This is a genomic window from Rhodococcus sp. OAS809 (genome assembly GCF_040546695.1).
In the GTDB taxonomy this organism is placed as follows: domain Bacteria; phylum Actinomycetota; class Actinomycetes; order Mycobacteriales; family Mycobacteriaceae; genus Rhodococcus_F; species Rhodococcus_F qingshengii.
Genome location: NZ_JBEPOI010000002.1, coordinates 5568643 through 5592950, shown reverse-complemented (window position 1 = coordinate 5592950; position 24308 = coordinate 5568643). Strand labels below are relative to the sequence as shown.

At 62.5% G+C, this 24308-nt stretch carries 22 protein-coding genes and 1 pseudogene; 8 read left to right on the top strand and 15 right to left on the bottom strand.

Going from position 1 to position 24308, the window contains the following annotated elements:
- Positions 1-93: 93 nt before the first annotated feature.
- The 6 genes from lpdA to ABIE52_RS29235 form a co-directional block, all read right to left on the bottom strand.
- The gene (lpdA, locus tag ABIE52_RS29260) at positions 94-1491 is read right to left on the bottom strand and encodes a dihydrolipoyl dehydrogenase (RefSeq protein ID WP_050654705.1); all 1398 of its coding nucleotides are present in this window, start codon (positions 1489-1491) and stop codon (positions 94-96) included.
- 6 nt (positions 1492-1497) lie between these two features.
- Positions 1498-3015 carry a dihydrolipoamide acetyltransferase family protein gene (locus ABIE52_RS29255; protein WP_192712273.1) on the bottom strand — a complete coding sequence of 506 codons (1518 nt, stop codon included), beginning with the start codon at positions 3013-3015 and terminating at the stop codon, positions 1498-1500.
- Positions 3016-3017: 2 nt separating this feature from the next.
- Positions 3018-4067, bottom strand: coding sequence for an alpha-ketoacid dehydrogenase subunit beta (locus tag ABIE52_RS29250; RefSeq protein WP_007733466.1), 1050 nt, complete (start codon positions 4065-4067; stop codon positions 3018-3020).
- A gap of 10 nt (positions 4068-4077) precedes the next feature.
- Entirely contained in the window at positions 4078-5001 is a 924-nt protein-coding gene (locus ABIE52_RS29245; protein ID WP_051649553.1) for a thiamine pyrophosphate-dependent dehydrogenase E1 component subunit alpha, read from the bottom strand.
- A 236-nt stretch (positions 5002-5237) separates the two neighbouring features.
- Positions 5238-5699, bottom strand: coding sequence for an RNA polymerase subunit sigma (locus tag ABIE52_RS29240; RefSeq protein ID WP_118603371.1), 462 nt, complete (start codon positions 5697-5699; stop codon positions 5238-5240).
- 63 nt (positions 5700-5762) lie between these two features.
- Positions 5763-6329, bottom strand: coding sequence for a hypothetical protein (locus tag ABIE52_RS29235; RefSeq protein WP_058226116.1), 567 nt, complete (start codon positions 6327-6329; stop codon positions 5763-5765).
- Between the two features lie 253 nt (positions 6330-6582).
- On the opposite strand from ABIE52_RS29235, the gene ABIE52_RS29230 reads away from it, so the two are divergent.
- Genes ABIE52_RS29230 through ABIE52_RS29215 form a run of 4 tightly spaced genes read left to right on the top strand, consistent with a single transcriptional unit; the run spans position 6583 to position 9759 of the window.
- A complete protein-coding gene (locus ABIE52_RS29230; protein ID WP_003939689.1) occupies positions 6583-7239 on the top strand; it encodes a hypothetical protein in 657 nt (218 codons plus the stop codon).
- Positions 7232-7795, top strand: coding sequence for a hypothetical protein (locus ABIE52_RS29225; protein WP_192712272.1), 564 nt, complete (start codon positions 7232-7234; stop codon positions 7793-7795). Before ABIE52_RS29230 ends, ABIE52_RS29225 begins: the two co-directional genes overlap by 8 nt.
- Positions 7796-7807: 12 nt before the next feature.
- Positions 7808-8485, top strand: coding sequence for a response regulator (locus tag ABIE52_RS29220; protein WP_003939990.1), 678 nt, complete (start codon positions 7808-7810; stop codon positions 8483-8485).
- A complete protein-coding gene (locus ABIE52_RS29215) occupies positions 8482-9759 on the top strand; it encodes a sensor histidine kinase (RefSeq protein WP_192712271.1) in 1278 nt (425 codons plus the stop codon). The genes ABIE52_RS29220 and ABIE52_RS29215 overlap by 4 nt, the downstream gene beginning before the upstream one ends.
- 67 nt (positions 9760-9826) lie before the next feature.
- On the opposite strand, the gene ABIE52_RS29210 is transcribed toward ABIE52_RS29215, so the two are convergent.
- From ABIE52_RS29210 to ABIE52_RS29200, 3 genes and pseudogenes are all read right to left on the bottom strand, one after another.
- Positions 9827-11542: a glycerol-3-phosphate dehydrogenase/oxidase gene (locus ABIE52_RS29210; RefSeq protein ID WP_007733473.1), complete on the bottom strand. Its 1716-nt coding sequence runs from the start codon at positions 11540-11542 to the stop codon at positions 9827-9829.
- A 48-nt stretch (positions 11543-11590) separates the two neighbouring features.
- On the bottom strand, positions 11591-13099 hold the full coding sequence (gene glpK, locus ABIE52_RS29205) for a glycerol kinase GlpK (RefSeq protein ID WP_007733474.1): 1509 nt from the start codon (positions 13097-13099) through the stop codon (positions 11591-11593).
- Between the two features lie 64 nt (positions 13100-13163).
- Positions 13164-13992: pseudogene (locus ABIE52_RS29200) on the bottom strand (MIP/aquaporin family protein).
- Between the two features lie 239 nt (positions 13993-14231).
- On the opposite strand from ABIE52_RS29200, the gene ABIE52_RS29195 reads away from it, so the two are divergent.
- A complete protein-coding gene (locus tag ABIE52_RS29195; protein WP_007733475.1) occupies positions 14232-15215 on the top strand; it encodes a sugar-binding transcriptional regulator in 984 nt (327 codons plus the stop codon).
- Here the strand turns inward: ABIE52_RS29195 and ABIE52_RS29190 are convergent.
- Positions 15150-15953 (bottom strand): TetR/AcrR family transcriptional regulator, encoded by an 804-nt coding sequence (locus tag ABIE52_RS29190; protein WP_007733476.1) that lies wholly within the window; start codon positions 15951-15953, stop codon positions 15150-15152. The two genes, ABIE52_RS29195 and ABIE52_RS29190, sit on opposite strands and share 66 nt — an antisense overlap.
- A gap of 93 nt (positions 15954-16046) precedes the next feature.
- Between ABIE52_RS29190 and ABIE52_RS29185 the strand changes: the two genes are divergently transcribed.
- Both ABIE52_RS29185 and ABIE52_RS29180 read left to right on the top strand, forming a co-directional pair.
- Complete coding sequence (locus tag ABIE52_RS29185) at positions 16047-17000, top strand: ATP-binding cassette domain-containing protein (RefSeq protein WP_007733477.1); 954 nt, start codon at positions 16047-16049, stop codon at positions 16998-17000.
- Positions 16997-17758, top strand: a complete 762-nt coding sequence (locus ABIE52_RS29180; RefSeq protein WP_007733480.1) for an ABC transporter permease — start codon at positions 16997-16999, stop codon at positions 17756-17758. The genes ABIE52_RS29185 and ABIE52_RS29180 overlap by 4 nt, the downstream gene beginning before the upstream one ends.
- A 92-nt stretch (positions 17759-17850) precedes the next feature.
- Here the strand turns inward: ABIE52_RS29180 and ABIE52_RS29175 are convergent, their stop codons facing one another.
- From ABIE52_RS29175 to pdxH, 5 genes are all read right to left on the bottom strand, one after another.
- Positions 17851-18213, bottom strand: a complete 363-nt coding sequence (locus tag ABIE52_RS29175) for an FKBP-type peptidyl-prolyl cis-trans isomerase (RefSeq protein WP_003940440.1) — start codon at positions 18211-18213, stop codon at positions 17851-17853.
- 70 nt (positions 18214-18283) lie between these two features.
- Positions 18284-19582 (bottom strand): citrate synthase, encoded by a 1299-nt coding sequence (locus ABIE52_RS29170; RefSeq protein WP_003940509.1) that lies wholly within the window; start codon positions 19580-19582, stop codon positions 18284-18286.
- Positions 19583-19940: 358 nt separating this feature from the next.
- A complete protein-coding gene (locus tag ABIE52_RS29165; RefSeq protein WP_162113729.1) occupies positions 19941-20888 on the bottom strand; it encodes an aldose 1-epimerase family protein in 948 nt (315 codons plus the stop codon).
- Between the two features lie 41 nt (positions 20889-20929).
- Positions 20930-22195, bottom strand: a complete 1266-nt coding sequence (locus tag ABIE52_RS29160) for an MFS transporter (protein ID WP_021332219.1) — start codon at positions 22193-22195, stop codon at positions 20930-20932.
- Positions 22192-22905 (bottom strand): pyridoxamine 5'-phosphate oxidase, encoded by a 714-nt coding sequence (gene pdxH, locus ABIE52_RS29155; protein ID WP_042921683.1) that lies wholly within the window; start codon positions 22903-22905, stop codon positions 22192-22194. Before pdxH ends, ABIE52_RS29160 begins: the two co-directional genes overlap by 4 nt.
- A gap of 245 nt (positions 22906-23150) precedes the next feature.
- Here pdxH and ABIE52_RS29150 point away from each other — a divergent pair, with 245 nt between their 5' ends.
- Positions 23151-24278 (top strand): citrate synthase 2, encoded by a 1128-nt coding sequence (locus ABIE52_RS29150; protein WP_003940025.1) that lies wholly within the window; start codon positions 23151-23153, stop codon positions 24276-24278.
- Positions 24279-24308: the final 30 nt, after the last annotated feature.

Genomic DNA, 24308 nt, shown 5'->3' with positions numbered 1-24308 from the left:
GTGACGGGGTCATCGAAAGCGAGCGTTGCACCCGGTTGCAGAGTTGTTCGCGTGCGTGAACGAAAGGACGGCGTTCACGCACGCGAACGGTACTCACGCGTTGAGGGGTCTCCCCAGCGCCGAGAGCACAGACTCGTGCATTGCCTCCGAGAGCGTCGGATGAGCAAACACGACCTCGGCGAGATCCTCGCCGGTGGCTTCGAGGGATCGAGCGATCCCGAAACCCTGAATCTGCTCGGTCACATCCGGACCGACCATGTGCGCGCCGAGAAGTTCCCCGGTATCGGCGTCGAAGATCGTCTTGACGAAGCCTTCGGCCTCGCCGATCGCCAGTGCCTTGCCGTTCGCCTGCAGGTCGAAGTGTCCGACCCGCAGCGCGCGACCAGTACCGGCGCACTGCTTCTCCGTCAGACCCAGGCTCGCCACCTGTGGGCGGGCATACGTGCATCCCGGAACGTAGTCGCGATCGAGCGGATGAACGTCGGGCACGCCTGCCAACTTTTCGACGCACAGGACAGCTTCGTGGCTTGCCTTGTGCGCCAGACATGGAGCGCCCGCGACGTCACCGATCGCATAGATCCCGAAAGCGCTGGTACGGCACCACTGGTCGGTGACGATCGCACCGCGCTCGATCTCGACGCCCAGAGCCTCCAACCCCAGATCCTCGACGTTGCCGGTGATTCCGGCCGCCACCAACACCCGGTCCACGGTCAACGACTCGACACCGTCGCTCGTCTGCACATTCACCTGGACGGCGTCGTCGCCGACGGTCACCGCCGACACCGAGGCTCCGGTGTGAATCGTGATGCCACGCTTCTCGAACTGCTTGCGAACGAAGGCCGAGATCTCTTCGTCCTCGACCGGCATGATGTGTGGTGCCATCTCGACGATGGTCACCTCGGTTCCGAGATCGCGGTACAGGCTGGCGAATTCGACTCCGATCGCGCCGGACCCGATCACGAGCAGCGACTTCGGCAGTTCCTTCGGGACGAGCGCGTCGAAGTAGGTCCACACCCGATCACCGTCGGGGGCAACCCCGGGAATCGAACGCGGCCGGGCGCCGGTTGCAATGATCACGTGGTCGGCTCGATACGTCTGACCTTCCACGGACACGACGCCCTTGTCCACCAACTTCGCGGTGCCTGAGATGACGTCGACGCCGTTCTTCTTCATCAGGTAGGCAACACCGCCGGACAATTTCTCCGAAACCCCTCGGCTGAACGACACCAACTTCGAGATGTCGAACTGGACAGACGCCGAACTGAATCCGTATGTGTCAAGTTCACTCAAGGTATGCGCGACGTCCGCGCCGTGCAGCATCGCCTTGGTGGGGATACAACCCCAGTTGAGGCAGATACCTCCGAGGCGATCACGTTCTACCAGCGCGACGCTCAACCCCAACTGGGCAGCCCGGATCGCCGCCACGTAACCACCGGGGCCGCCACCGATGACAAGAACGTCGTACTTATGCGACGTATTGTTTTCCACCACAGCCCCTTACACCAACATCAGCGCGGGAGAAGCGACAAAGCGCTGGAGCTCCCGAAGGAAGGTCGCACCCAGGGCTCCGTCGATAACCCGGTGATCGCACGAGAGGGTCACGGTCATCACGGTCCGGGCAGAAACACTGTCACCGACCACCACCGCGCGCTTCTCCCCCGCACCTACGGCAAGGATCGCTCCCTGGGGCGGATTGATGATCGCGTCGAATGCCTTGATCCCGAACATGCCGAGGTTGGACACCGTGAAGGTTCCGCCCTGGAATTCTTCGGGACGAAGTTTGCCGGTCTTCGCCTTGGTGGCCAACGAGAGCACCTCACCCGAGATGTCCGCCAACGACTTGGTATTCGCGCTACGCACGATGGGCGTGATCAGCCCGGTCGGAAGTGCAACTGCCACCGAGACATCCGCCGACGCGAATCGAAGAACCGATTCGTTCGCGGCATCGAACTGGACGTTCACGTCCGGCACCTTCATCAGTGCAGCGGCGCAAGCCTTCACGATGAAGTCGTTGACCGACAGCTTGACCGCCGGGACGGTCGAATTGATCTCCTTGCGCAGAGCGAGAAGCGCATCGAGCTCGAGGTCTGCGGTGAGCCGGAAATGGGGTGCCTGCTGCTTGGACGCCTGCAACCTACCGGCGATTGCCGATCGTATGGGGGTGAAAGGAATTGTGTCGTACTCGGGTTCGGCCGCAACAGATTCGGTCTCAGCCGCCGCCTCCGGCAGGAGCTGCGCGGAACGAGCGGCGTCGTGCACGTCGGTGACGCAGACGCGCCCCCGCGAACCCGTCGGGCGACAGTCATGCAGGTTGACGCCCAGTGATCGGGCAGTTCTGCGTGCGACCGGGGTGGCAGGCACGGCACTGTCGTCGGCGGTCGATCGCAGCGGGAGGCCGGATCTCGCGGCCGGCACTACCGGCGCAACAGTGCCACCGGCGTCACGAATCGCGTCGTCGATGTCGCGGACACTGATCCGCCCGAGGGGACCGGTACCCACTACGGCGGCGAGATCGATTCCGAGCGATTCGGCACGTCGGAGTGCGCGAGGACTCGCAAACACGTCGCTCTGCGTCGTGCCCTGCAGAACACTCGGTACGACGGTGGAACCGGTTGGTGCAGGTTTCGCTGCAACAACCACCTTCGCAGCCGGTGTAGCCGCAGGTGTCACGGGAGCCGCCGGCGCAGCAGCTGGTGACGGTGCCGGCTCTTCCGCCGGCGCGGTTGCGCCGCGGGCGGCGAGGAACTGCTCGATCTCCGCATCCGTCGCGGACGCATCGGCGGACACACCGATCACGGCGCCGACGGGCAGAGTCTGCCCCGGTGTGCCGACGATCTTGCGGAGAACACCGTCGAACGGCGCCTCCAGCTCGTTGGTGATCTTGCTGGTCTCGATCTCACAGATCAACTGGCCCTTGGTGAACAAGTCACCTTCCTCGATGAGCCACGCGTTGACCAACCCCTCCTCCATGGAGAGCCCCCATTTGGGGATGTCGATAGCTTTGATGTCAGCCATGATCAGGCTCTCACCAGCTTGCGAACCGACTCTTCGATGCGCGCCGCGTCAGGCAGCCAGGCAGTTTCGAGGGTCGGGGAGAACGGAACCGGTGTGTGCGGCGGCGTGATCAGTTCGATCGGCGCTTTCAGGTAGTTGAATCCCTTGGTGGCGATCAGCGCGGCTACGTCGTGCCCGAAACCGCAGCGGGCGGCGGATTCGTCGACGATCACGACCCTTCCAGTCGATGCGACGGATTCGAGGATGCCGTCCTCGTCCAATGGTGAGACGGTACGAGGATCGACAACCTCGACCGAAATACCCTCGGCGGCCAGCTTGTCTGCTACGTCGTTGGCGCGGTTCACCATTGCGGACAACGCGATGATCGTGACGTCGTCGCCCTGCCTGGTGTAGTTGGCGACGCCGAAAGGAATCGCGTACGGCTCGTCCGGCACTTCGTCCTTGAGGTCGTAGAGAACCTTGTGCTCACAGAAGACGACGGGATCGTCGTCCCGGATGGCTTGGATGAGAAGGCCTTTGGCGTCGTAGGCATTGGACGGAGCGACTACCTTCAGACCAGGCACCGCCGCGAACACGTTGTACGGAGACTGAGAGTGCTGCGCAGCGGCGGAGAACCCTGCGCCGATCATGCCTCGCACCACCAGCGGGGTTCTGGCCTTGCCACCGAACATGTAGCGGAACTTGGCAGCCTGGTTGTAGAGCGCGTCGTAGGAGACTCCGAAGAAGTCCATGAACATCAGCTCGGCGACCGGCCTCAGTCCGGTCAGTGCGGCTCCGGCAGCCATTCCGATGATCGCGGATTCGGTGATCGGGGTATCGATTACACGCTCCGATCCGAACTCCGTCCACAATCCCTTGGTGACACCCAGGACACCGCCAAATGCCTCGATCTTCTTCGTCTCCAGATCGGGATTGGTACCGGCATGCCCACCCCGTACGTCCTCACCGATGAGAACGACGCTCGGGTCGCGTTGCATTTCTTGGGCGATGGCCTCTTTGACGGCCTCGCGGTAGGTCTTCTTCGACACGTTCTCGGCTTCCACGCTTGTCATCTCGGGCTCCTCAGTACGACACGTAGACATCGGTCAGCAGATTCTCGACGGGTGGATACGCCGCGGCACGCGCCTTCGCTACCGCCTCGTCCACCAGCACTCGCGACTGCTCGTCCACCGCGTCCAGATCAGCGGTGCTGACCTTCTTCACATCCACGCTGCTACGGAAATTCTTGAGCGGATCCTTGGTTTCCCGTAGTTGCGCAACCTGTTCCGCCGTGCGGTACAGCTGCGCGTCACCCTCGAAGTGGCCGTGCCAACGGAATGCGGCCGCCTCGATCGTGGTAGGGCCACCGCCGGTCCTGGCTCGCTCGGATGCTTCCGCCATCGCGTCGTAGACCGCGAAGAAGTCGGTGCCGTCCACCTTGACGGCAGGCATTCCGAAGGATGCAGCGCGGGCGGCGATGTCGGGTGCGCCCACCGCGTAGTCGGTTCCGGTGGCCTCACCGAATCCGTTGTTCTCGATCACGAAGACGATCGGAAGATCCAGCACCACAGCCATGTTCATCGCCTCGAAGACGGTTCCCTGGTTGGATCCACCGTCTCCCGTGAACGACGCTGCGATGACGCCGTTTCGAAGTGTCTTGCCACTCAGTGCAGCGCCGATCGCCAACGACGGGGCTCCGCCGACAATCGCATTGGCACCCAGCATTCCCACGGACAGGTCGGCGATGTGCATCGACCCACCCTTACCGCGACACAGGCCGTCGTCCTTGCCGAAGATCTCGGCCATCATGCCGTTCAGATCGCAGCCCTTGGCGATGCAGTGCCCGTGACCGCGGTGAGTGGATCCGATGTAGTCGGCGTCGCTCAGGTTCTCGCACACTCCCACCGCGATGGCTTCCTGGCCCGAGTACAGGTGAATGAAGCCGGGGATGTCACCGGTTGCATTCTCTTCGTGCAATCGATCCTCGAACGCGCGGATGCGCGACATCTTCTCGTACGCCTTCAGCAATGCATCCCGGTCCAGCCCTGAATGAGGCTTGGCGCCGGTCCTTTTCGATCCTGGGGTTGTCGGCTTCTGCGCCGTCCGTTGAACCACAGTCACACTCCTCGTTCTCGATCACTCGTCGCCATGCAGTGTCGTGTAGGTCACGGGCGAAGGGAAAGAGTTGCGTGAGGTTGCCGGGAGTTGCGAAGGGTTGCAGCTGTTGACTTTCGAGCGTTGATTCAGGCGCCGCTCAGGCTGCCGCGTCTGATCTTGGCCAGCGCGCGGTGTTGGGCGAGTTCGACGGCGCTCGTTGTCGTTCTCAGTGACAGCGCCGTCTCGCGCACGTCGAAGCCGACAACGATGCGAGCTACCAAGACGTTGCGTTCTGCGGCCGACAGATCACCGAAGGGCAGAGTGAGTCGACTGGAGGCGGGTAGCGAATCGATTTCGCGACTGATCGCGTCGTACAGATGCGCGAGGAACGCTTCTCCGGTACGTCTACGTCGCCGAATGTCGGACAGGACGGATCGGCAGATACCGACGGCAATACGATCAGCGTCGAGCGGTCGCAGTTCGGCACGACAGCGCCGCGTCACCAGAGGCACGATTCGTTGAAGGAGTTCTGCAATCGCGTCCCGATCCCCTCGGGACGCATCGTCGGCAACACTGTCGATCGAACGTCCACCTGCCCTGCTTGTCATTCCGATCTCCCCCTGCTTCGGCTCTTGGTCGAATTCCCGACTACTGCTCAGGTTTTGAACTCGCTAGGGGCGTATCGGCTCGGGGCAGATCCCGGTTTGTTCCCCGATGATGTTGATCTCGGCGTTGGAACGAGGGTCAGCGCCGTAGTTGATCTGGTCGGTGCACTTCTCGGAGGGCTCGACGGCATCGGGCGGGAGCGGCGCCGGGCATGAACCCATCTGCTCTCCGATGCTGTTGATCTCCGCATTCGAACGAGGGTCACCCACATAATTGATCTGATCGGTGCACTTGGTCGACTCGGTAGCCGGACCAGGGGCCGCAGGGGCAGCCGCGCTGGTCGAGACCGGGGTCCAGGCCGGCGCAGCTCCGCCCGCCGGGACTCCGGGGGTGGATGCGTCCGTACCGCCGCCCACCGAGTTCGAGCCTTCGACTGTCTCCGAAGTGGTCGCTGCGGTCAGCGGCGGTGGGGTCGTAGACGCCGCAACCACCGATGTAGTCGTCGGTTCGTCTCCTGGAGCGCTGTTGTCATCACTCGAACACCCTGTCATCGCGCACACCACCCCGATCGTCAGTACGGCGAGCAGCACTCGCGGACGCCGAGTCTTATTGGTCAGCAATACTTCACGCATTTGCTCTCACACTCCTCGATACGCGGATCAGCTCGTTCCGCCCAAGCGGTGAACACCGACGTGACTCACTCTAGGAGCCTGATTCCATCGGTTTCGTAACAGAATTCCGTCGGTCGCGTACCAACTCTCGACGGTCCTGACATTCATACGATTACGTAACGGTGGGTGGCAAAACTCCGATATCGAGATCACCTGTGATCGTATGAAAACGCACATGCCGATGAGAGGGTTCGCAGCGACCGGGGAGGGGAACGTGTTGTATCGGAGTGACATCTGCGGCGGTCGATCAGACCGTACTCGCAGCCTGTTCGGTACAGCGCTCGCGGCAGCAACCCTCGGAGCGTCCGTGATCACCGGCTGCGCGTCCACCCAGGGCGTTGTGATCGAAGGCGATGTCGCTTCCACCGGGTTGCCCGTCACACAACCTGCAGACCTGGCCAGACGGGTTGCCGAAAACTCGAGGTTGGGCCGGGCGCTCCTCGACGATCCTGGGGTGTCCGAGGGAGTGAAGACAGAACTTCGGTCGTGCCCTGACTGGTATCCGATCTCGGTCGGGTCCATCCTTCTCGATCCAGGCGCACCGCGTATCGTGCCGGAGACGGAACTCGTCGTCATGAATGTGTATCCGTGCCAACCGGCCCACCAACCCGGGACCGGAGTGTCGATTTCGGTCAACCTTGCCGGCTACGTCTACCGCAGCGGCAAGGCCGGTTCGAGTGAAGACGATCCCGAACTGGGTGAGCGCCTGTTCTCCGTCGAAGAGCGCGGAAAGTTCATCGTCAGCGGTCAACGCGCCGCGAGTTTGTCTGTCCTGGAAACGGATCCGCGGCCACCGGAGTTCGAATGTTGCCCCCGTCCACCGCTTCGGACCGAGTTCCACTGGGATGGAATGGAGTTCATCCGTGATTGATCGCCGTCGCCGCGCAATGCTCGCCGGTGTTTGCCTGCCGGTCGCGTTTGCTCTCGCCTCCTGTTCCACCGAGCCTGAATCAGAACCCACTCCGAATATCGCAGCATCACTCGCCCCCTCGGATCTCTCACAGGGCTTGAGCATCGATCCTGTTGCCCTCCTCAGAGCAGACCCGGAAGTGTCCGATGCGGTCAAGGACAGTCTCCGACTGTGCGGTGATGCGAACTTCCCCTTCGAAATCCGGTATTCCCCCGTGACAGGCGCCGTTTGGCAAGATGCCGTCGTCAATGTCTTCACCTGCGAGTCTGTCGGCATCTGGGGACGACCGGCCCCACCGGTCAGCTTCATGGTCGCCGGATTCGTCTACCAGATCGACGAATCGGGCGCTCACAAAGTCTTCGGAGTGCAAGACCCAGGACGCTACGTCGTCGGCTCAACCGGAGGATTGTCGGTCATGGTCGACCTGTGCAAAGACCCCGGCATTCCGGAGTTCTGTCAATCGTCGACTGCATACAAGTGGACCGGTGAAGGGTTTGAGAGTGTTCCGTTCCCATGAAAGCGAAGGCCGATGACCGATCCGTTGATTTTGCTGGTCGAAGACGACGCTGTCATCCGCGAAGCAACGCAATTGAATCTCGAACGCAACGGGTTTCGGGTGATCACCGCATCGGGTGGGTTGACCGGAATGGATATGGCGGTCGACGCCAAGCCGGATATCGCCGTCCTCGACGTGATGCTTCCCGACCTGAACGGAATCAGCCTGTGTCGGCGCATTCGTGAAGAACTGTCGGTGCCGGTCATCATGCTGTCCGCGCGCGACGACCCGGTCGACATCGTTCTCGGATTGGAAGCCGGTGCCGACGACTACGTCACCAAGCCCTTCGACAGCGGTGTCCTGGTGGCCCGTATCCGAAGTGTGCTCCGGCGGGTCGAATCCCATTCCGGTACGGAGAAAGACATCGTGACTCTCGGCGATCTGGAGATCGATCGCGAGTTGGTGACCGTCACGCGTTCGGGCGCCGAAGTGGCTCTCACGCCCACCGAAATGAAGCTGCTCCTGGTCATGGTGAGTGTGCCGCGCAAAGTCTGGTCTCGCTCCGAACTGCTCTCGGACGTCTGGGATTACGACTGGGGCGGCGATACGCGCATCGTCGACGTTCACGTTCAGCGATTGCGCACGAAGATCGGCTCCGAACAGATCCGGACCGTCCGGGGGTTCGGCTACACGATGGACAACCATCGGTGAGATCGCGGGATCTCGCCGCCAAGCTCCCGTCCACCGGGAGGCGGTTGTCGTTTCAGTGGAAGATCGCGGCGGCCATCACGTTCGTGATCGCCGTCGCCTCGATCACGCTCAGTACCGTGATGCATCAAACCTTTTCACACAACCAAGAGGATGCAGCGCGGGCGGCAGCTGATCGCAATCTCCAACTGGTGCTGCAGGACGAAACGGGCAGCATGCGTGCGCTGTTCCGCGCCACCACAGATGGTCTCGACGTTCCGGAAGAGTTGCGTCAGGCCGTGGTGGGCGGCAAACGTGCCACCTACCTTGTCGACAGCGGGGACCAGCCATTTGTCTGGGCTGCTGCCGACGTCAACACTCAGGTGGTGGCGATTCGCGTCCCGTACACCGCGCAGCGGGAATCGATCGCCAGCGTCGATCGGACACTTCGCAACGCCACCATCGCAGTGATCGCAGCGGGTGCCGTCCTGGGTGTGCTGCTTGGACTCGCGATGTCGTATCGATTGCGCTCGGCCGCCCGTGCGGCTCGCAAAGTGTCTACCGGAGCGGACATCCGCGTCCGCTCGGTCACCTGGTCGCTTTTCGACGACGAGATCACCGAGCTGGCGGATGCGGTCGACGCGATGTCCGATGCTCTACGGGGACAATTGGACGCCGAGAAGCGCGTGACAGCCAACATCGCGCATGATCTCAGAACACCCATCTCCGGACTGGTCGGCGCCGCAGAGCTCCTGCCACCCGGTAGGCCAACCGAATTGGTGCGCGACGGCGTCCATAAACTCAGGAGGCTCGCCGAGGACGTCATCGAAGTGGCCCGCCTCGACACCACGTCCGAGCAGGCTGACATCCAATCGGTGGAACTGGCACCGGTGGTGCGTCACGCGATTTCCACCACCGGGGTGGAGTGCGAAGTGAGAGTTCACGGGACCCCTGTGTCGCACACCGACGCACGTCGGCTCGAGCGGATCATCGCCAACCTGATCTTGAATGCTCGAAATCACGGAAAGCCGCCGATCAATGTCGACGTCGACCACTCCCGCATCACGGTGCGGGATCGGGGCATCGGGTTCACTGAAGAGTGGCTTCGCCAGGGGCCGAGGAGATTTCAGACCAACTCCGTCGAACGCGGCCCGAACTCGGGCCTGGGCCTCGGCTTGACGATCGTAGTGGGACAAGCGGCGGTCATCGGCGCTCGTATCGACTTCGCGAACCATCCGAACGGGGGCGCGGTGGTGACGATCGACCTCCCCGAATGTTCGGCAGACGAGTTCGATTGACACCGAGGCAGTTCGGTCGATCGGCCGGGACACAGGGTCCCGGCCGATCATTGGTGGTGTCTCGGACTCAAACCTGTCCGACAGCGACTCCGGTGCGAACGTCCGGTGCACCGAGGCGCGCCGCATCAGCGGTCAGGTCATCGGGCTGCTCCTGAGATTCCCGCTCGGCTGCGACACGCAACCGGTAGTGTTCGATCTCCTCGGCAATGTGCTCGGGAGTCCAACCCAGCACCGGCGCAACCAGTTCGGCTACTTCCGCTGCTGCCGCGTCGCCGCGATCGGTAACCTCGATGGAGATGCGGGTACGACGGGTAAGGATGTCGTCGAGATGCTGTGCACCCTCATGGCTCGCAGCGTAGTGGACCTCCGCCTTGAGGTACTCGGGGGCGGAGTCCAACGGCTGCCCCAGTTCCGGTCGCGCCTCGACGAGTTCGAACAACTCGTCAGCCAGAGTGCCGTACCGACCCAGTAGGTGCTCGATGGTCGAAACGTGCAGTCCCGTGCGCTCAGCGGTGAGATGCCGATTGTTGTGCGCGGCAAAGTAGCCGTCGGCACCCACAAGTTGGATACGCTCGGTGCAGGACTTCGGCACCTTCTGTTCCAATCCGTGCACCGCGGAATCGACAGCGTCCTTGGCCATCACGCGGTAAGTGGTGTACTTGCCACCGGCGACCACCGTCAAACCTCGGACCGGACTCGACACCGCATGCTCACGCGAGAGAGTGCTGGTCGAATCCGATTCGCCGAACAGCAACGGACGCAACCCCGCGTACACACCGACGACGTCCTCGTGCGTCAACTCGTCCTGAAGGAGCTTGTTGACATGTCCGAGGATGTAGTCGATATCGCTTCGGCTCGCTGCCGGATGGGCGAGGTCGAGGTTCCAGTCGGTGTCCGTCGTACCGATGATCCAGTGGCTTCCCCACGGAATCACGAACAGCAGACTCTTCTCGGTCCGCGTGATGATTCCGGTCGCAGAGTTGATGCGGTTTCGCGGGACGACCAAATGCACACCTTTCGAAGCGCGAACCTGGAATTGTCCTCGACCACCTACCATTTCCTGAATCTCGTCAGTCCACACACCGGCGGCGTTGATGACCTGACGAGCACGGATCTCGAACGCGCGACCTGTTTCCAGATCCACGGCCTTCACCCCGACTACGCGGTCCTCCTCACGGAGAAAGCCGATTACGCGGGTGCTGTTGACGCACAGCGCGCCGTACTCGGCCGCCGTGCGCGCCAGCATCATCGTGTGGCGGGCGTCATCTACCTGACCCTCGTAGAACTTGACCGAACCCCGGATAGCAGAGCGCTTTCCGGAAGGGAACGATTCGAGAGTCTTCTTCTTGCCCACATGCTTGTGGTGTGAGGGAACCCCGCGGCCTGCGCCCATCACGTCGTAGACGCCGATGCCCAGACCGACGTACGGCCGGTCGATCAACTTCTCGAGTGGGTAGATGAACGGCACCGGCTTCGCGAGATGCGGGCACAGCGAATTCAGAACCAGCGACCGCTCACGCAGTGCCTCGAACACGAGCGCAAAATTGAACTGCTCGAGGTAACGCAGTCCGCCGTGGAACAGCTTGCTCGACCTGCTCGAGGTTCCGGACGCGAAGTCACGAGCCTCCACCAAGCCCACCTTCAGACCGCGAGTTGCGGCGTCGAGCGCGCTACCCGCTCCGACCACGCCACCGCCGATAACGAGGACGTCGAGTTCGGTTTCTTCCAACTTCTTCAGCGACTCCGCCCGCGAGGACGGACTCAATGCTTGTGCTGTGCTCATGAAAACTGTTCCTTCACTTGAAAATAGGTAGAAATGGGGGCGCCGCGATCAGTCTGCGTCGACCCAGTCGAGTGTCCGAGTGACGGCTTTCTGCCAGCCTGCATACAGGCGCTCACGCTCGGCCGAATCCATCGACGGCGTCCAGCTCTTGTCCTTCGCCCAGTTGCTGCGAATGTCGTCCTCGCTCTCCCAGTACCCGACCGCGAGACCAGCGGCGTACGCAGCGCCCAATGCCGTGGTCTCCGCAACGACAGGGCGGATCACCTCGACGTCGAGCAGATCGGCCTGGAATTGCATGAGGAGTTCGTTCGCGACCATTCCGCCGTCGACCTTGAGAACCTTCAAGTCGACACCCGAGTCGAGGTTCATCGCCTCGATCACCTCACGACTCTGGTACGCAGTCGCTTCGAGCACCGCCCGGGCAAGGTGCCCCTTGTTCACGAACCTTGTCAGACCGACGATCGCACCGCGTGCATCCGCGCGCCAATGCGGTGCAAACAGGCCCGAGAACGCGGGCACGAAGTACGCGCCACCGTTGTCGTCCACAGAGCGCGCGTTCACCTCGATGTCGGCCGCGTTGTCGATCATGCCGAGGTTGTCTCGAAGCCACTGGACCAGCGAACCGGTCACGGCGATCGATCCTTCCAGTGCGTAAACCGTTGGCTGCTCACCGATCTTGTAACAGACCGTCGTCAACAAGCCGTTCTTGCTCATCACCTTTTCGGTGCCGGTGTTGAGGAGCACGAAGTTGCCGGTTCCGTAGGTGTTCTTCGCTTCTCCGGGCGAGAGGCAGGCCTGACCGAAAGTCGCTGCTTGCTGATCGCCGAGGATTCCGGCGATCGGCACGCCGGACAACGTTCCGCGTTCGCGCACGAATCCGAAAGTTTCGGACGAGCTGCGAATCTCGGGGAGCATCGATTCGGGGATGCCCATGTCGGCGCAGATCGCCGAATCCCAAGCGAGAGTGTCGAGATCCATCAACAGGGTGCGCGACGCGTTGGTGGGGTCGGTAGCGTGCACTCCGCCGTCGACGCCGCCGGTCATGTTCCACAGCACCCAGGTGTCCATCGTGCCGAAGCACAACTCGCCTGCTTCGGCCTTCTCACGCGAGCCCTCGACGTTGTCGAGAATCCACTTGACCTTGGGGCCCGAAAAGTACGTGGCCAACGGCAATCCGGTGACTTCGGTGTACTTCCTGGGGCCGTCTTCGCCGGCGAGTGCAGTACAGATTCGATCGGTGCGTGTGTCCTGCCAGACGATGGCGTTGTAAACGGGCTTTCCGGTTGCTCGTTCCCAGACCACTGCCGTCTCACGCTGATTGGTGATGCCGACGGATGCGATGTCGGCCGCGGTCAGATCTGCGTTGGCCAAGGCGCCCGCGGTGACGTTGCGGACGTTGTCCCAAATTTCGATCGGATCGTGTTCGACCCAGCCTGCCTGCGGAAAGATCTGTGTGTGCTCGTGCTGTTCGACAGCGACTACGTGCCCACTGTGATCGAAGATCATGCATCGCGTGGAGGTGGTTCCCTGGTCTATCGCGGCTACGAACTGCGCCATCGTGCTACCCCTTTGGTGTCGAAGAAAGTGCGAAAGATTTACTGTCAGAGATGATGATTCGCCATCAGGCCGGTATCGTGGCCGGCTCCTCGGCTGCCTTCTCCACCGACTCGTCAGGCAGGAATCGACCAATCAGCTTGTCGTAGAGGAACACCCCGATCGGAGCGCCGATCAGCGGCCCCACGATGGGCACCCAGAAATACAGGCTCCCGTACTGATCTCGCCAGGCGCTGCCGTAACCGGTGAGATACGACGCCAGCCGCGGACCGAAGTCACGGGCCGGATTGATGGCGTAACCCGCGTTGGTCGCCCATGCGAATCCGATTGCCACCACGATCAAACCGACGACGAAGGGCGCAAGATTCGCGAGCGGCGGAGTTCCCCCGAGTATCGGTCACCGCAACGATGAGGAACAACAGGATCGCCGTGCCGATGATCTGATCTATCAGCGCTGATCCCAGACTGACCGGGAGCGTTCCGTTTCCGGGCATCGTCGAGAAGATCGTCTGAGTCGCCGTTGTGTGTCCGGGATCGATGGCATTGAGCATGTCGTTGTAATTCCACCGGACGATCAGGGCCGCGACAAAGGCTCCAGCGGTCTGCGCCAGCGTGTAGGGCAGGACCTTGCGCCAGGAGAATCCCCGGAAGATCGCAAAGGCGAAGGTCACTGCGGGGTTCAGATGAGCACCCGTCACCCGGCCTGCGACATAGATGCCGAACATGACGCCGAGTCCCCAGGCCCACGCGATACTGTCGTGTCCGCCGAGACCCCCACCGCTCCCGCCGGACACAACCTGCGCCACAACTCCGACGCCGAACAAGATCAAGATCATCGTTCCGGCGAACTCGGCTGCCAACTCGCCTGGAAGCCCTAATCGCTTGGCTTTCTCCATCCCCACCCTCACTTCGTTGTGATGCATGTCATAGTTTGGATTGCTGCACCCGTAGCGTAAGGCCGTTTGCACATTCACGCATAGCTCGTGCACATATGTGCAAATGCCCCATTTGCGCACCGTAACGCGGGTAACAGACACACTTCTGGGACTTTGCGTGATCGAGCGCCTCAGCCTGGGCCTACTCGGATAAGATTCGGTTCAATGCTCTTGCACGTACGTGCAGACAGGACGAACCCATGGAAACTCCCACTTCGGACTCCGCTACCTCCGATCCGGCGGACCCGCGCATCGCCGACGCAGTTCAGGCCGCACGCCTCTACTACTTCCAGGACCAGACCATGGCTGCCATCGGCCGCGACATGGGGGTGTCCCGATCCACCGTCTCCCGATTGATCACCTACGCGCGCACCTCGGGTCTCGTCGAGATCAAGATCAGCACCCCGCACGGCCAGGCTCCTCGCATCGAACGCGAGTTCTCGGAACGGTACGGAGTGCGCGCCCACGTGGTGACCGTGCCGGAACTGGTGGGAGATCTCGAGCGACTCGAAAAGGTCGCAACCTTTGCCGGACGCCTGCTGGCGTCGTTCTTCGACAGCGACATGGTGATGGGGATCGCCTGGGGAACCACACTCAGTGAAGTCAGCAAGCACCTTGCCCCCAAACGCACGTACAACTCGTACGTCGTGCAACTCAACGGCGCCGCGAATACTCGCACCACCGGAATCTCTTACGCCAGCGACATCATCAGAACCATCGCCGACGCCTACGGTGCTCTGCCACAAGGATTTCCGGTGCCTGCCTTCTTCGACTACCCGGAAACTCGGGAGCAACTGTGGCGCGAACGAAGCATCAAACGCGTCTTGGACATGCAGAAGCGAATGGACCTGGCAGTCTTCAGCATCGGCGTACCAGGCGGCAACGTACCGAGTCACGTCTACACCGCCGGATACCTCGAACCCGATGAAGCAGAAGCACTTCGACGCGACGGAGTGGTCGGCGACATCGCAACCGTCTTCTTCCGGTCGGACGGGAGCTACCGCGGAATCGAACTCAACGAGCGCGCGAGCGGCCCGCGACTGGACCTTTTCGAGAAGGTCGCCAGGCGCGTGTGCATCGTCGCCGGAACAGCAAAACTGCCGGCCCTGGAGGGAGCACTACGGGGCGGGCTGATCACCGATCTGATCATCGACGACGTCAGCGCCACCGCGCTGGTGTCCTGACCGCTGCACCAGCTTCTCGATTCCGTCGAGAAGTAAGCCAAGCGAGAAACTGAAATCGAAGGCATCGTCGCCGGCGGCCTCACCCTCCGGGCTGCCGTCCTCGAAGCCGCCTTCCTCGATTGCGGCACTCAGGTAGGGGAATCCCTCCCGATTGATGACACGAGCAATGAGAGCGCCGTATGCGACGTCGTCGTCTGCCGACTGCGCTGAACGAGACGCCAGGTCAGCCGAGAATCGAGCGCGGCCGATGACGAACAACGACACGTTGGTCACCACCTGGAACTTCGACGCGGCGCTCAGGGCGACCCCGTCGAGGGCGCTCAGACCCGCGTCGAGCCACGCCATGTTGTTGGGCCCGGTCGGTGGAGCCGTGATGGGCAGCTTGAGCCACCACGGTCGACTCAGCATCGTGGCGTACTCCTGATTCGCCCACGCCTCGAGCTTGACGCGCCAGGTCACGCCGTCGGGAATTACCGGCGGCGGCCCGATCACCCGATCCGAAATCAGTTCGATCAGTTCGTCTTTGCTTGCCACGTAGCGGTAGAGCGACATGGTCGTGAACCCGAGCGCTTTGGCCACGCGGCCCATCGACAGAGCGGTGACGCCTTCTGCGTCGGCCAATTCGATCGCGGTGTCGAGAATTTGCTCGAGACTGAGCCCCTTCTTCGGACCCCGCGTTCCCGGCTGGTCCAGTCCCCAGGCCAGTTCAACTGCTCTCGGTAGCGCTCCGCGATCCATAAGCTCCCACTCTTCACTCTTGCCATCATCCTAGAACTGTGTACGCTATAAACACGAGTTTATGACATACACAGTTCTTACTTGGAGGTCTCGATGTCAGGAACGATCCCCGCAATCTCGGTCCGCGGACTCCGTAAGCGCTACGGCGATCAACAGGTACTGGCTGGACTCGACCTGGCGGTCTCGGCCGGATCGGTGTACGCCCTCCTCGGCGCAAACGGCGCCGGAAAGACCACGGCCGTAAGAATTCTCACCACCCTCATCCCCTTCGACGGAGGCGAGGTCATGGTCGCGGGGCATTCACTGCCCGGAGATCCACAGAACGTTCGGCGGCGCATCAGCGTGACCGGGCAGTACGCAGCCGTCGACACCTTGCTGACCGGATTCGAGAACCTCACCCTACTGGGCGAACTGAATCACCTGGGCCGGAAGAACTCCCGTCGCCGTGCCGAGGAATTGCTCGACCAGTTCGTTTTGACGGACTTCGGCGACAAACGCGCCGGCAACTACTCGGGCGGCATGCTCAGACGACTCGACATCGCAATGAGCCTCGTCGCCCGACCGGACGTCGTCTTTCTCGACGAACCCACCACCGGCCTGGACCCGCGAAGCCGCCACGACATGTGGTCGATCGTTCGAGGACTCACAGCGTCAGGCGTCACCATCTTCCTCACCACCCAATACCTCGACGAGGCAGACGAATTGGCCGATACGGTCGGCGTGCTGAGCGGCGGCCGCATCGTCGCCGAGGGAACACCGGACGAACTCAAACGCCTTGTTCCCGGCGGCCACGTCGCACTGCAATTCGAGAACCTGGCCCAACTCGAACTCGCCGCGGCGTCACTGCCGCAGGCGCATTCGAATGCCGAGACCTTGACCCTGCACATCCCTTCCGACGGGGCAGTTCCGTCGATCAAAGCGATCCTCGACTCGATCGACGATCCGTCGATCACCGTCGAGAAGTTCTCCGTTCACACTCCGGATCTGGACGACGTGTTCTTCGCGCTCACCGGATCAGGCCAACCCGAGATTGCGAGCGTTCGATGACCTCCACCATTGCAATCGATTCCGCGGTGATGCTCCGCCGGAATCTCAAACACGTTCTGCGCAGTCCGGATTCGATGATCACCGCGATAGCCCTTCCGGTCATGCTCATGCTGCTGTTCGTCTACGTCTTCGGCGGCGCCATCAACACCGGTAGCGAGTACATCGACTACGTAGTGCCCGGAATCATCCTTCTGTGCGCCGGTTTCGGCGCCTCGACCACCGCGGTCAGCGTCTCGAGCGACATGAAGGACGGGATCATCGACCGTTTCCGGACCTTGGCGATATCTCCGCCGTCGGTCCTGACCGGTCATGTACTGGCCAGCGTCGTCCGCAACGTCCTGACTACGGCGATCGTGGTCGTGGTTGCGCTGATCATGGGATTTCGCCCGACCAGCGATCCGTTGCGCTGGCTCGGCGTCGCCGCTGTGATCGTCGCCTTCGTCTTTGCCATGTCGTACCTCTCGACAGCTTTGGGACTCTTGGCCAAGAACCCGGAGGCTGCAAGCGGATTCACCTTCGCCATCATGTTCCTGCCCTACGTCAGCACTGCTTTCGTACCGGCTGAGACCATGCCGTCCTGGCTGCAGGGGTTTGCCCGGCACCAACCGGTGACTCCGATCATCGAGACTGTGCGCGGACTCCTGATGGGCACGCCGATCGGGAACAGCGCGGCCATCGCCCTCGCGTGGTGCCTGGGCATCGCCGCCGTGGGATTCGTGTGGTCCAACTGGCTCTACCGACGAAAGACCGCGAGCTGACCACACAAGAAAGCCCCACACCTGACGGTGCGGGGCTGCTTGTGCTGTGCGCCTTTATTAACCGCGGGGGGTTAATAAAGGCGCACAGTGGATTACTTGGCGTCCAGCAGATCGATCACGAAGACCAAGGTCTTGCCGGAAAGCTGGTGCCCTGCACCGGCGGGGCCGTATGCCAGCTCCGGCGGAATGGTGAGCTGACGGCGTCCGCCGACCTTCATGCCCGGGATGCCGTCCTGCCAGCCCTTGATCAGGCCACGAAGCGGGAACTGAATGGACTCGCCACGGCTCCAGGAAGAGTCGAACTCTTCGCCGGACTCGAACTCGACACCGACGTAGTGAACGTCGACGGTGCCACCGGGAACGGCTTCGGCGCCTTCTCCGACAACCAGATCCTTGATGACCAGATCGGTCGGCGCGGGGCCTTCCTGGAACTCGATTACGGGCTTGCTACTCATGGGTCCTCCTCGTTGAGGCGAAATGTTGGGTACAGAAGACTAGCGGGTGGTGATATCGCTAGGTCACGCGTCAGCGGGACGTGATGTCTCTGTAGTCACGCTCGGTGTAGCCGGTGTAGATCTGGCGCGGGCGGCCGATCTTCGTAGCCGGATCCTCGTGCATTTCACGCCAGTGCGCAATCCAGCCGGGCAGACGGCCCATGGCGAACAGCACCGTGAACATGCGCGGCGGGAAGCCCATCGCGCGGTAGATGAGGCCGGTGTAGAAGTCGACGTTCGGGTAGAGCTTGCGCTCGATGAAGTAGTCGTCCGTGAGGGCGGCCTCTTCGAGTTGCATTGCGATGTTGAGCAGTTCGTCGTCGCCGCCGAGCTTGGCGAGGATGGTGTGCGCGGTTTCGCGGACCAGCGCAGCGCGCGGATCGTAGTTGCGGTAGACGCGGTGCCCGAAGCCCATGAGCTTCACGCCGTCTTCCTTGTTCTTGACCTTGCGGACGAACTCGGCTGCGGTGCTGCCGCTGGCCTTGATCTCGTCGAGCATCTCGAGCACTGCCTGGTTGGCGCCGCCGTGCAGCGGGCCCCACAGTGCGTTGATGCCGGCCGAGACGGAGGTGAACAGGTTGGCGTCCGACGAGCCGACCATACGCACGGTCGACGTGGAGCAGTTCTGCTCGTGGTCTGCGTGCAGGATCAGCAGCATGTCGAGTGCCTTGGCGACCTCGGGATCACCCTGGTACGGCTCGGCGGGGAAGCCGAACGTCATACGCATGAAGTTCTCGACCAGGTTCAACGAGTTGTCCGGGTACAGGAACGGCTGTCCGACGGACTTCTTGTACGCGTACGCAGCGATGGTCGGCAGCTTCGCGAGAAGACGGATGGTGGACAGTTCCACCTGCTCCGGATCCTCGGGATCGAGCGAATCCTGGTAGTACGCCGACAATGCGTTCACTGCGGACGAGAGAACCGGCATCGGGTGAGCGTTGCGCGGGAATCCGTCGAAGAACCGCTTGAGGTCCTCGTGAAGCAGGGTGTGTCGACGGATGCGGTCCGTGAAGGACTCGAGCTGGGCGTCGGTCGGCAGTTCGCCGTAGATCAGCAGGTAGCTGACCTCGATGAACGTCGACTTACCTGCCAACTGCTCGATGGGATATCCGCGGTAACGCAGGATTCCCTTCTCACCGTCGATGTAGGTGATTGCAGAACTGGTGGATGCAGTGTTCACAAAACCGGGGTCAAGGGTGGTGTACCCCGTTGTGGCCAGCAGCTTTCCCAGCTCGATGCCGTCATTGCCCTCTGTTGCCCTGGCAATGGACATCGTGTACTCACCACCGGGGTAAGTAAGCGTGGGCTTTGTGTCATTGTCAGCGGGCACGAAGGATCCCTCTCAAGCTCGAACCAACGAGTAACTACATGCGATCAACTAGAAACTAGTCGCACGGGAGAGATCGTGCCGAAGGAGGGTCGCTCCACGGCTATTTTTCGGGTACTCACGAACCCGACATACCCACCGAAACTGAAACATGTTCCAGTCTGGGCTTTCCCACTCGCGTGACCGGTACTCCAGTCTACGGAATCGCGCATTTACCCACACTGATCTGCAAATCTCGGCTGCAATTCGCAAATGGGAGCAACGTCGGACCTTCCGGACCACTGACACGGGGTACCGAAAACCGATCGTTATCGGCTGATGCCTACTTGGTGTTACACGATCCCACGGTATGAGAGCCGGATCACAGCGCCTTGATGCCCCAGCTACCCGTCCACGTCTGACCCGGATGAAGCACCAGGAGATCGATGCCCGAGTTGAAGGCGTCAGGCGGGCAGGTCATCGGCTCCAAAGCCAATGCGCGCCCACGGTCGGGATACCCCTTGTCGTTGGCGGGATCTGCGATGAAGGCCTGAATCCACGGGAACTCGCGGTTGGTCCACAGGGCAGTGCCCGTTCCATCCGGAGCCAGCAGCTCGTGTTGCGTGCGACCACTGCCGTCGACGACGTCCAATGCGCTGTACGGAGTGTCCAACTGCACCCCGGCAAGCAGTCTCGGTGTCCGGAAGTCGTAGTCCGTACCGGCGACTGCCTGCGAATACGCGTTCGGCAGCATCCTCGCCGGATCGATCGGCAACCGCGTGCCTGCTGCCAGATGCAGAGCACATTCGTCGAGCGGAAAGTCGCCGGCGCGAATGAAGGTGTGCATTCCGAGCCCGAACGGCGACGAGGTCGCACCCTTGTTCGTGGCCGTGTGCGTGACGGTCAGTCCTTCGGCACCGACCTCGTAGGCGACCGTCAGCTGCAACGGATAGGGCCAACCCTTGTGAAGTCCCACGTCGACCGACAGTTCGACGCGCTCGTACGTGTGGTCCACGAGGCTCCAATTGCGACGCCGGACGAACCCGTGGCTCGCGTTCCCCAGCGCAGGTTCGGTGATCTCGAGTTGATGCTCGATCCCGTCGAACATGAAGTGCCCGTCGCGAATTCGGTTGGGCCACGGCGCGAGAACCAATCCGGCCGACAGCGGTGGCTTCGATCCGAGTGCCCAGGTCTCGGTCAGCGCGCGCTGACCGTTCGGTCCTTCGTGATCGAGTAGCCGCAACCCGGCACCGGCCGCGGCGATCTCGGCTCGATAGCCTCCACCACGGATCTCGAACCCTCCCCTACCCGTGCTGTGCGGCGCAGTCATACGTACCAGTTTCCACCACGAGCGACCGGTTAACCAGGACGTCAGACGGCGCGTCCCACCTTGTAGCGAACGAATGCCGGAAATGCGAGGGCAGAAAGGACAACACCGACAATCACCAGGAAGCCGCCGCCCGCTGCAGCGACACCGGTCCCGAACAGGAAGGCTGCACCCCCGTGCAGCACGTCACCGATACGCGGACCACCCGCCACGACCACGATGAACACGCCCTGCAGTCGTCCGCGCATGTCGTCGGTTGCCACTTGCTGGAGCATCGTGCTGCGGAAAGCCGCCGAGACCATGTCGACGGCTCCGCCGAATGCCAGGAATGCGACCGCCACCCAGAGCAGAATCACACTGGAACCGGGACTCGCGAAGTACACGGCAACGCCGAAGCCGACCATGGACAGCCCCCACAGCGCGATGCAGACCAGAACGGCTCGCCCCTGGTACTGAACCCGTGGCAACCAACCCGAGAAGACTCCGCCCAGAACGGCTCCCACCGACATCGCCGCGAACAGCAGTCCCAGCGCAAAACCGCCGCTGGCGGGGTCACCGAAGGATTCGTGAGCGATCTCCGGGAACAGTGCTCGCGACATCCCGAACACCATCGCGATGATGTCCACCACGAACGACGCGAGCAGAACCTTCTGCGTCGCGAGATACGTGAAACCGCCGAGGACCTCGCTCAATCCGGCTCGCCGAGACGTTCCGGTCGGCGGAATCGCCGGGAGCTTCCATACCGCCCACAGTGTGGCGAGAAGAAAGATCGAGTCGAGCAGGTACAGCAGTTGCAGACCGGCCGACGGTATGAGGACACCCGCCAGTAGCGGGCCGGCTATCGCACCGAACTGCACGACAGTCATGTTCAGCGAGTTCGCGGCAGGTAACTGCCTGCCCGGAATCAACCGAGGGATGATCGCCGCTCGCGTCGGCTGGTTCACCGCGAAGAACGCCTGTTGAACCGAGAACAATCCGAGCACCAACCACACGTTGTTCACGTTCAGGGCAGCCTGGATCCAGAACAGCACCGACGTGACGCCGAGTCCGATCGAGGTGATCATCAACAGCCGTCGTCGATCCATGACGTCGGCCAGTGCGCCGCCCCACAGACCGAAAACGACCAGCGGGACCAGACCGAAGATTCCCGTCAGACCGACGTAGGCCGAGCTTCGGGTGATCTCGTACACCTGTTGCGGTACGGCGACCACGCTGAGCTGAGCGCCGATGACGGTGACGATGCCGGCCGTCCACAGCCGTCGATAGTCGCGATTCTCGAGCGGAGTCGTGTCCGCGAGTAGCCGGCTCACGGCTGGAGACGGACGGCGGACCACTGTCCGTCGACCAGGCTCGTGCGAACTCGATTGTGCATGCGGTTCGCGCGTCCTTGCCAGAACTCGACAGACTCGGGCCGAATCAGAATCCCGCCCCAGTTCGGTGGCACCGGAATCTCACCGTCCACGCCGAATCGAGCAGCGACCTCACGCAGTTGCTCGTCGAGATCGGCACGCGAGTCGATCGGACGAGACTGCGACGACGCCCACGCGCCGAGCTGTGAACCGCGAGGCCTGGTTCGCCAATACTCCTGCGTCAGTTGAGCACTCACCCGCTCGGTGGTGCCGCGGACGATCACCTGCCTGGCAAGGGTCAGCCACGTGAAGTTCGCCGACGCGTACGGGTGGGCGTCGAGGTGACGAGCCTTGTCGGATCCGTAGTTGGTGAAGAAGAGGACGCCGTCCTCGCTGAGCCCTTTGCAGAGCACGGTGCGCGACGCCGGACGGCCAACGTCGTCCACCGTCGACAGAGTCATGGCGTTGGGCTCCGGCGCGTCAGCTTCGACGGCGTCCACGAGCCATTGGCGCATGAGGGGCAGCCAACCGGTTTCGACAACCGAAGTATCCAATTCCGCACTCATGCGGTCCTCGACGGACTCCGATTCGCTGCCTGCTTGCGGATAGCCCACACGCATGGCCGCGAGTTCGTTGTCCACCGCCTGCGGGTCCTGACGTTCATTCGACACAGCCGAGAACGCTACTCCCGGGTACTCACTGGCCAACGGCTACGCGGCACGCGCTAAAGTTTGCCGTGGCTAGACCCGACCCGGACCGCGAGCCGCACCAGCGACAGCAACCGAATCGGGACGAGACGATTGCGCAGTACAAAACACGGTGCGTGCTCATCCCTGCGAGCACCGAGGCGCAGTCACTGAAGCTGAGGCAGTGCGACTGTAGACCTGGCGCACTCGAACGAGGAGAGTCCACGAGAATGGCAGCGAGCGCAGCAATACCGGACGATTTTGTGAGCGGACTCGAAGGCGTCGTCGCCTTCACCAGCGATATCGCAGAACCTGACAAGGACGGCGGCGCACTGCGCTACCGCGGAGTCGACATCGAAGACCTGGTCGGCCAGAGGGTCACCTTCGGCAACGTATGGGCCCTTCTCGTCGACGGCCGCTTCGGCCCCGGCCTCCCGCCGGCCGAGCCGTTCCCCCTCCCCATTCACACCGGCGACGTCCGTGTCGACGTTCAGGCCGGACTGGCGATGCTGGCTCCCATCTGGGGCTACCAGCCGCTCCTCGACATCGATGACGAGACCGCCCGCGACCAGCTCGCCCGCGCATCCGTCATGGCGCTGTCGTACGTCGCGCAGTCCGCTCGCGGCATCTACCAGCCGGCAGTCCCGCAGAGCCGCATCGACGAGGCCAAGACCGTCACCGAACGCTTCATGGTTCGCTGGAAGGGTGAGCCCGATCCGGCACACGTCGAGGCAATCGACGCGTACTGGGTCTCGGCAGCCGAGCACGGCATGAACGCCTCCACCTTCACGGCCCGCGTCATCGCCTCCACGGGCGCCGACGTCGCGGCTTCGCTTTCCGGCGCCATCGGCGCGATGTCCGGCCCGCTGCACGGCGGCGCACCGGCCCGCGTTCTTCCGATGATCGAAGAGACCGAGAAGACCGGCGACGCCCGCGCGCTGGTCAAGGGAATCCTCGACCGCAAGGAAAAGCTCATGGGCTTCGGACACCGCGTCTACCGCGCCGAAGATCCCCGTGCACGCGTGCTCCGCGCCACGGCCAAGCGCCTCAACGCTCCCCGCTACGAGGCTGCCGCAGCTCTCGAGCAGGCTGCACTGGCAGAACTGCGTGAGCGTCGTCCCGATCGCGCGATCGAGACCAACGTCGAGTTCTGGGCCGCCGTCATCCTCGACTTCGCCGAGGTTCCCGCGCACATGATGCCCGCCATGTTCACCTGTGGCCGCACCGCCGGCTGGTGTGCACACATCCTCGAGCAGAAGCGTCTCGGTAAGCTGGTACGCCCGGCCGCCATCTACACCGGCCCGGCGCCCCGTACTCCGGAGTCGGTCGAGGGCTGGGACCAGATCAGCCACGCGTAGTACCCCGCTCGAATTCGCCAATCACGGTAG

Bases quoted from the DNA above. Each gene is read 5' to 3' on its own strand.
- ABIE52_RS29245 (WP_051649553.1), bottom strand. From the start codon at position 5,001: ATGTCGCGCATCCGCGCGTTCGAGGATCGATTGCACGAAGAGAATGCA.
- ABIE52_RS29185 (WP_007733477.1), top strand. From the start codon at position 16,047: ATGTCAGGAACGATCCCCGCAATCTCGGTCCGCGGACTCCGTAAGCGC.
- ABIE52_RS29190 (WP_007733476.1), bottom strand. From the start codon at position 15,953: ATGGATCGCGGAGCGCTACCGAGAGCAGTTGAACTGGCCTGGGGACTG.
- ABIE52_RS29250 (WP_007733466.1), bottom strand. From the start codon at position 4,067: ATGACAAGCGTGGAAGCCGAGAACGTGTCGAAGAAGACCTACCGCGAG.
- ABIE52_RS29220 (WP_003939990.1), top strand. From the start codon at position 7,808: ATGACCGATCCGTTGATTTTGCTGGTCGAAGACGACGCTGTCATCCGC.
- ABIE52_RS29195 (WP_007733475.1), top strand. From the start codon at position 14,232: ATGGAAACTCCCACTTCGGACTCCGCTACCTCCGATCCGGCGGACCCG.
- glpK (WP_007733474.1), bottom strand. From the start codon at position 13,099: ATGGCGCAGTTCGTAGCCGCGATAGACCAGGGAACCACCTCCACGCGA.
- ABIE52_RS29240 (WP_118603371.1), bottom strand. From the start codon at position 5,699: ATGACAAGCAGGGCAGGTGGACGTTCGATCGACAGTGTTGCCGACGAT.
- ABIE52_RS29175 (WP_003940440.1), bottom strand. From the start codon at position 18,213: ATGAGTAGCAAGCCCGTAATCGAGTTCCAGGAAGGCCCCGCGCCGACC.
- ABIE52_RS29255 (WP_192712273.1), bottom strand. From the start codon at position 3,015: ATGGCTGACATCAAAGCTATCGACATCCCCAAATGGGGGCTCTCCATG.
- ABIE52_RS29150 (WP_003940025.1), top strand. From the start codon at position 23,151: ATGGCAGCGAGCGCAGCAATACCGGACGATTTTGTGAGCGGACTCGAA.
- ABIE52_RS29235 (WP_058226116.1), bottom strand. From the start codon at position 6,329: ATGCGTGAAGTATTGCTGACCAATAAGACTCGGCGTCCGCGAGTGCTG.
- ABIE52_RS29210 (WP_007733473.1), bottom strand. From the start codon at position 11,542: ATGAGCACAGCACAAGCATTGAGTCCGTCCTCGCGGGCGGAGTCGCTG.
- ABIE52_RS29180 (WP_007733480.1), top strand. From the start codon at position 16,997: ATGACCTCCACCATTGCAATCGATTCCGCGGTGATGCTCCGCCGGAAT.
- ABIE52_RS29165 (WP_162113729.1), bottom strand. From the start codon at position 20,888: ATGACTGCGCCGCACAGCACGGGTAGGGGAGGGTTCGAGATCCGTGGT.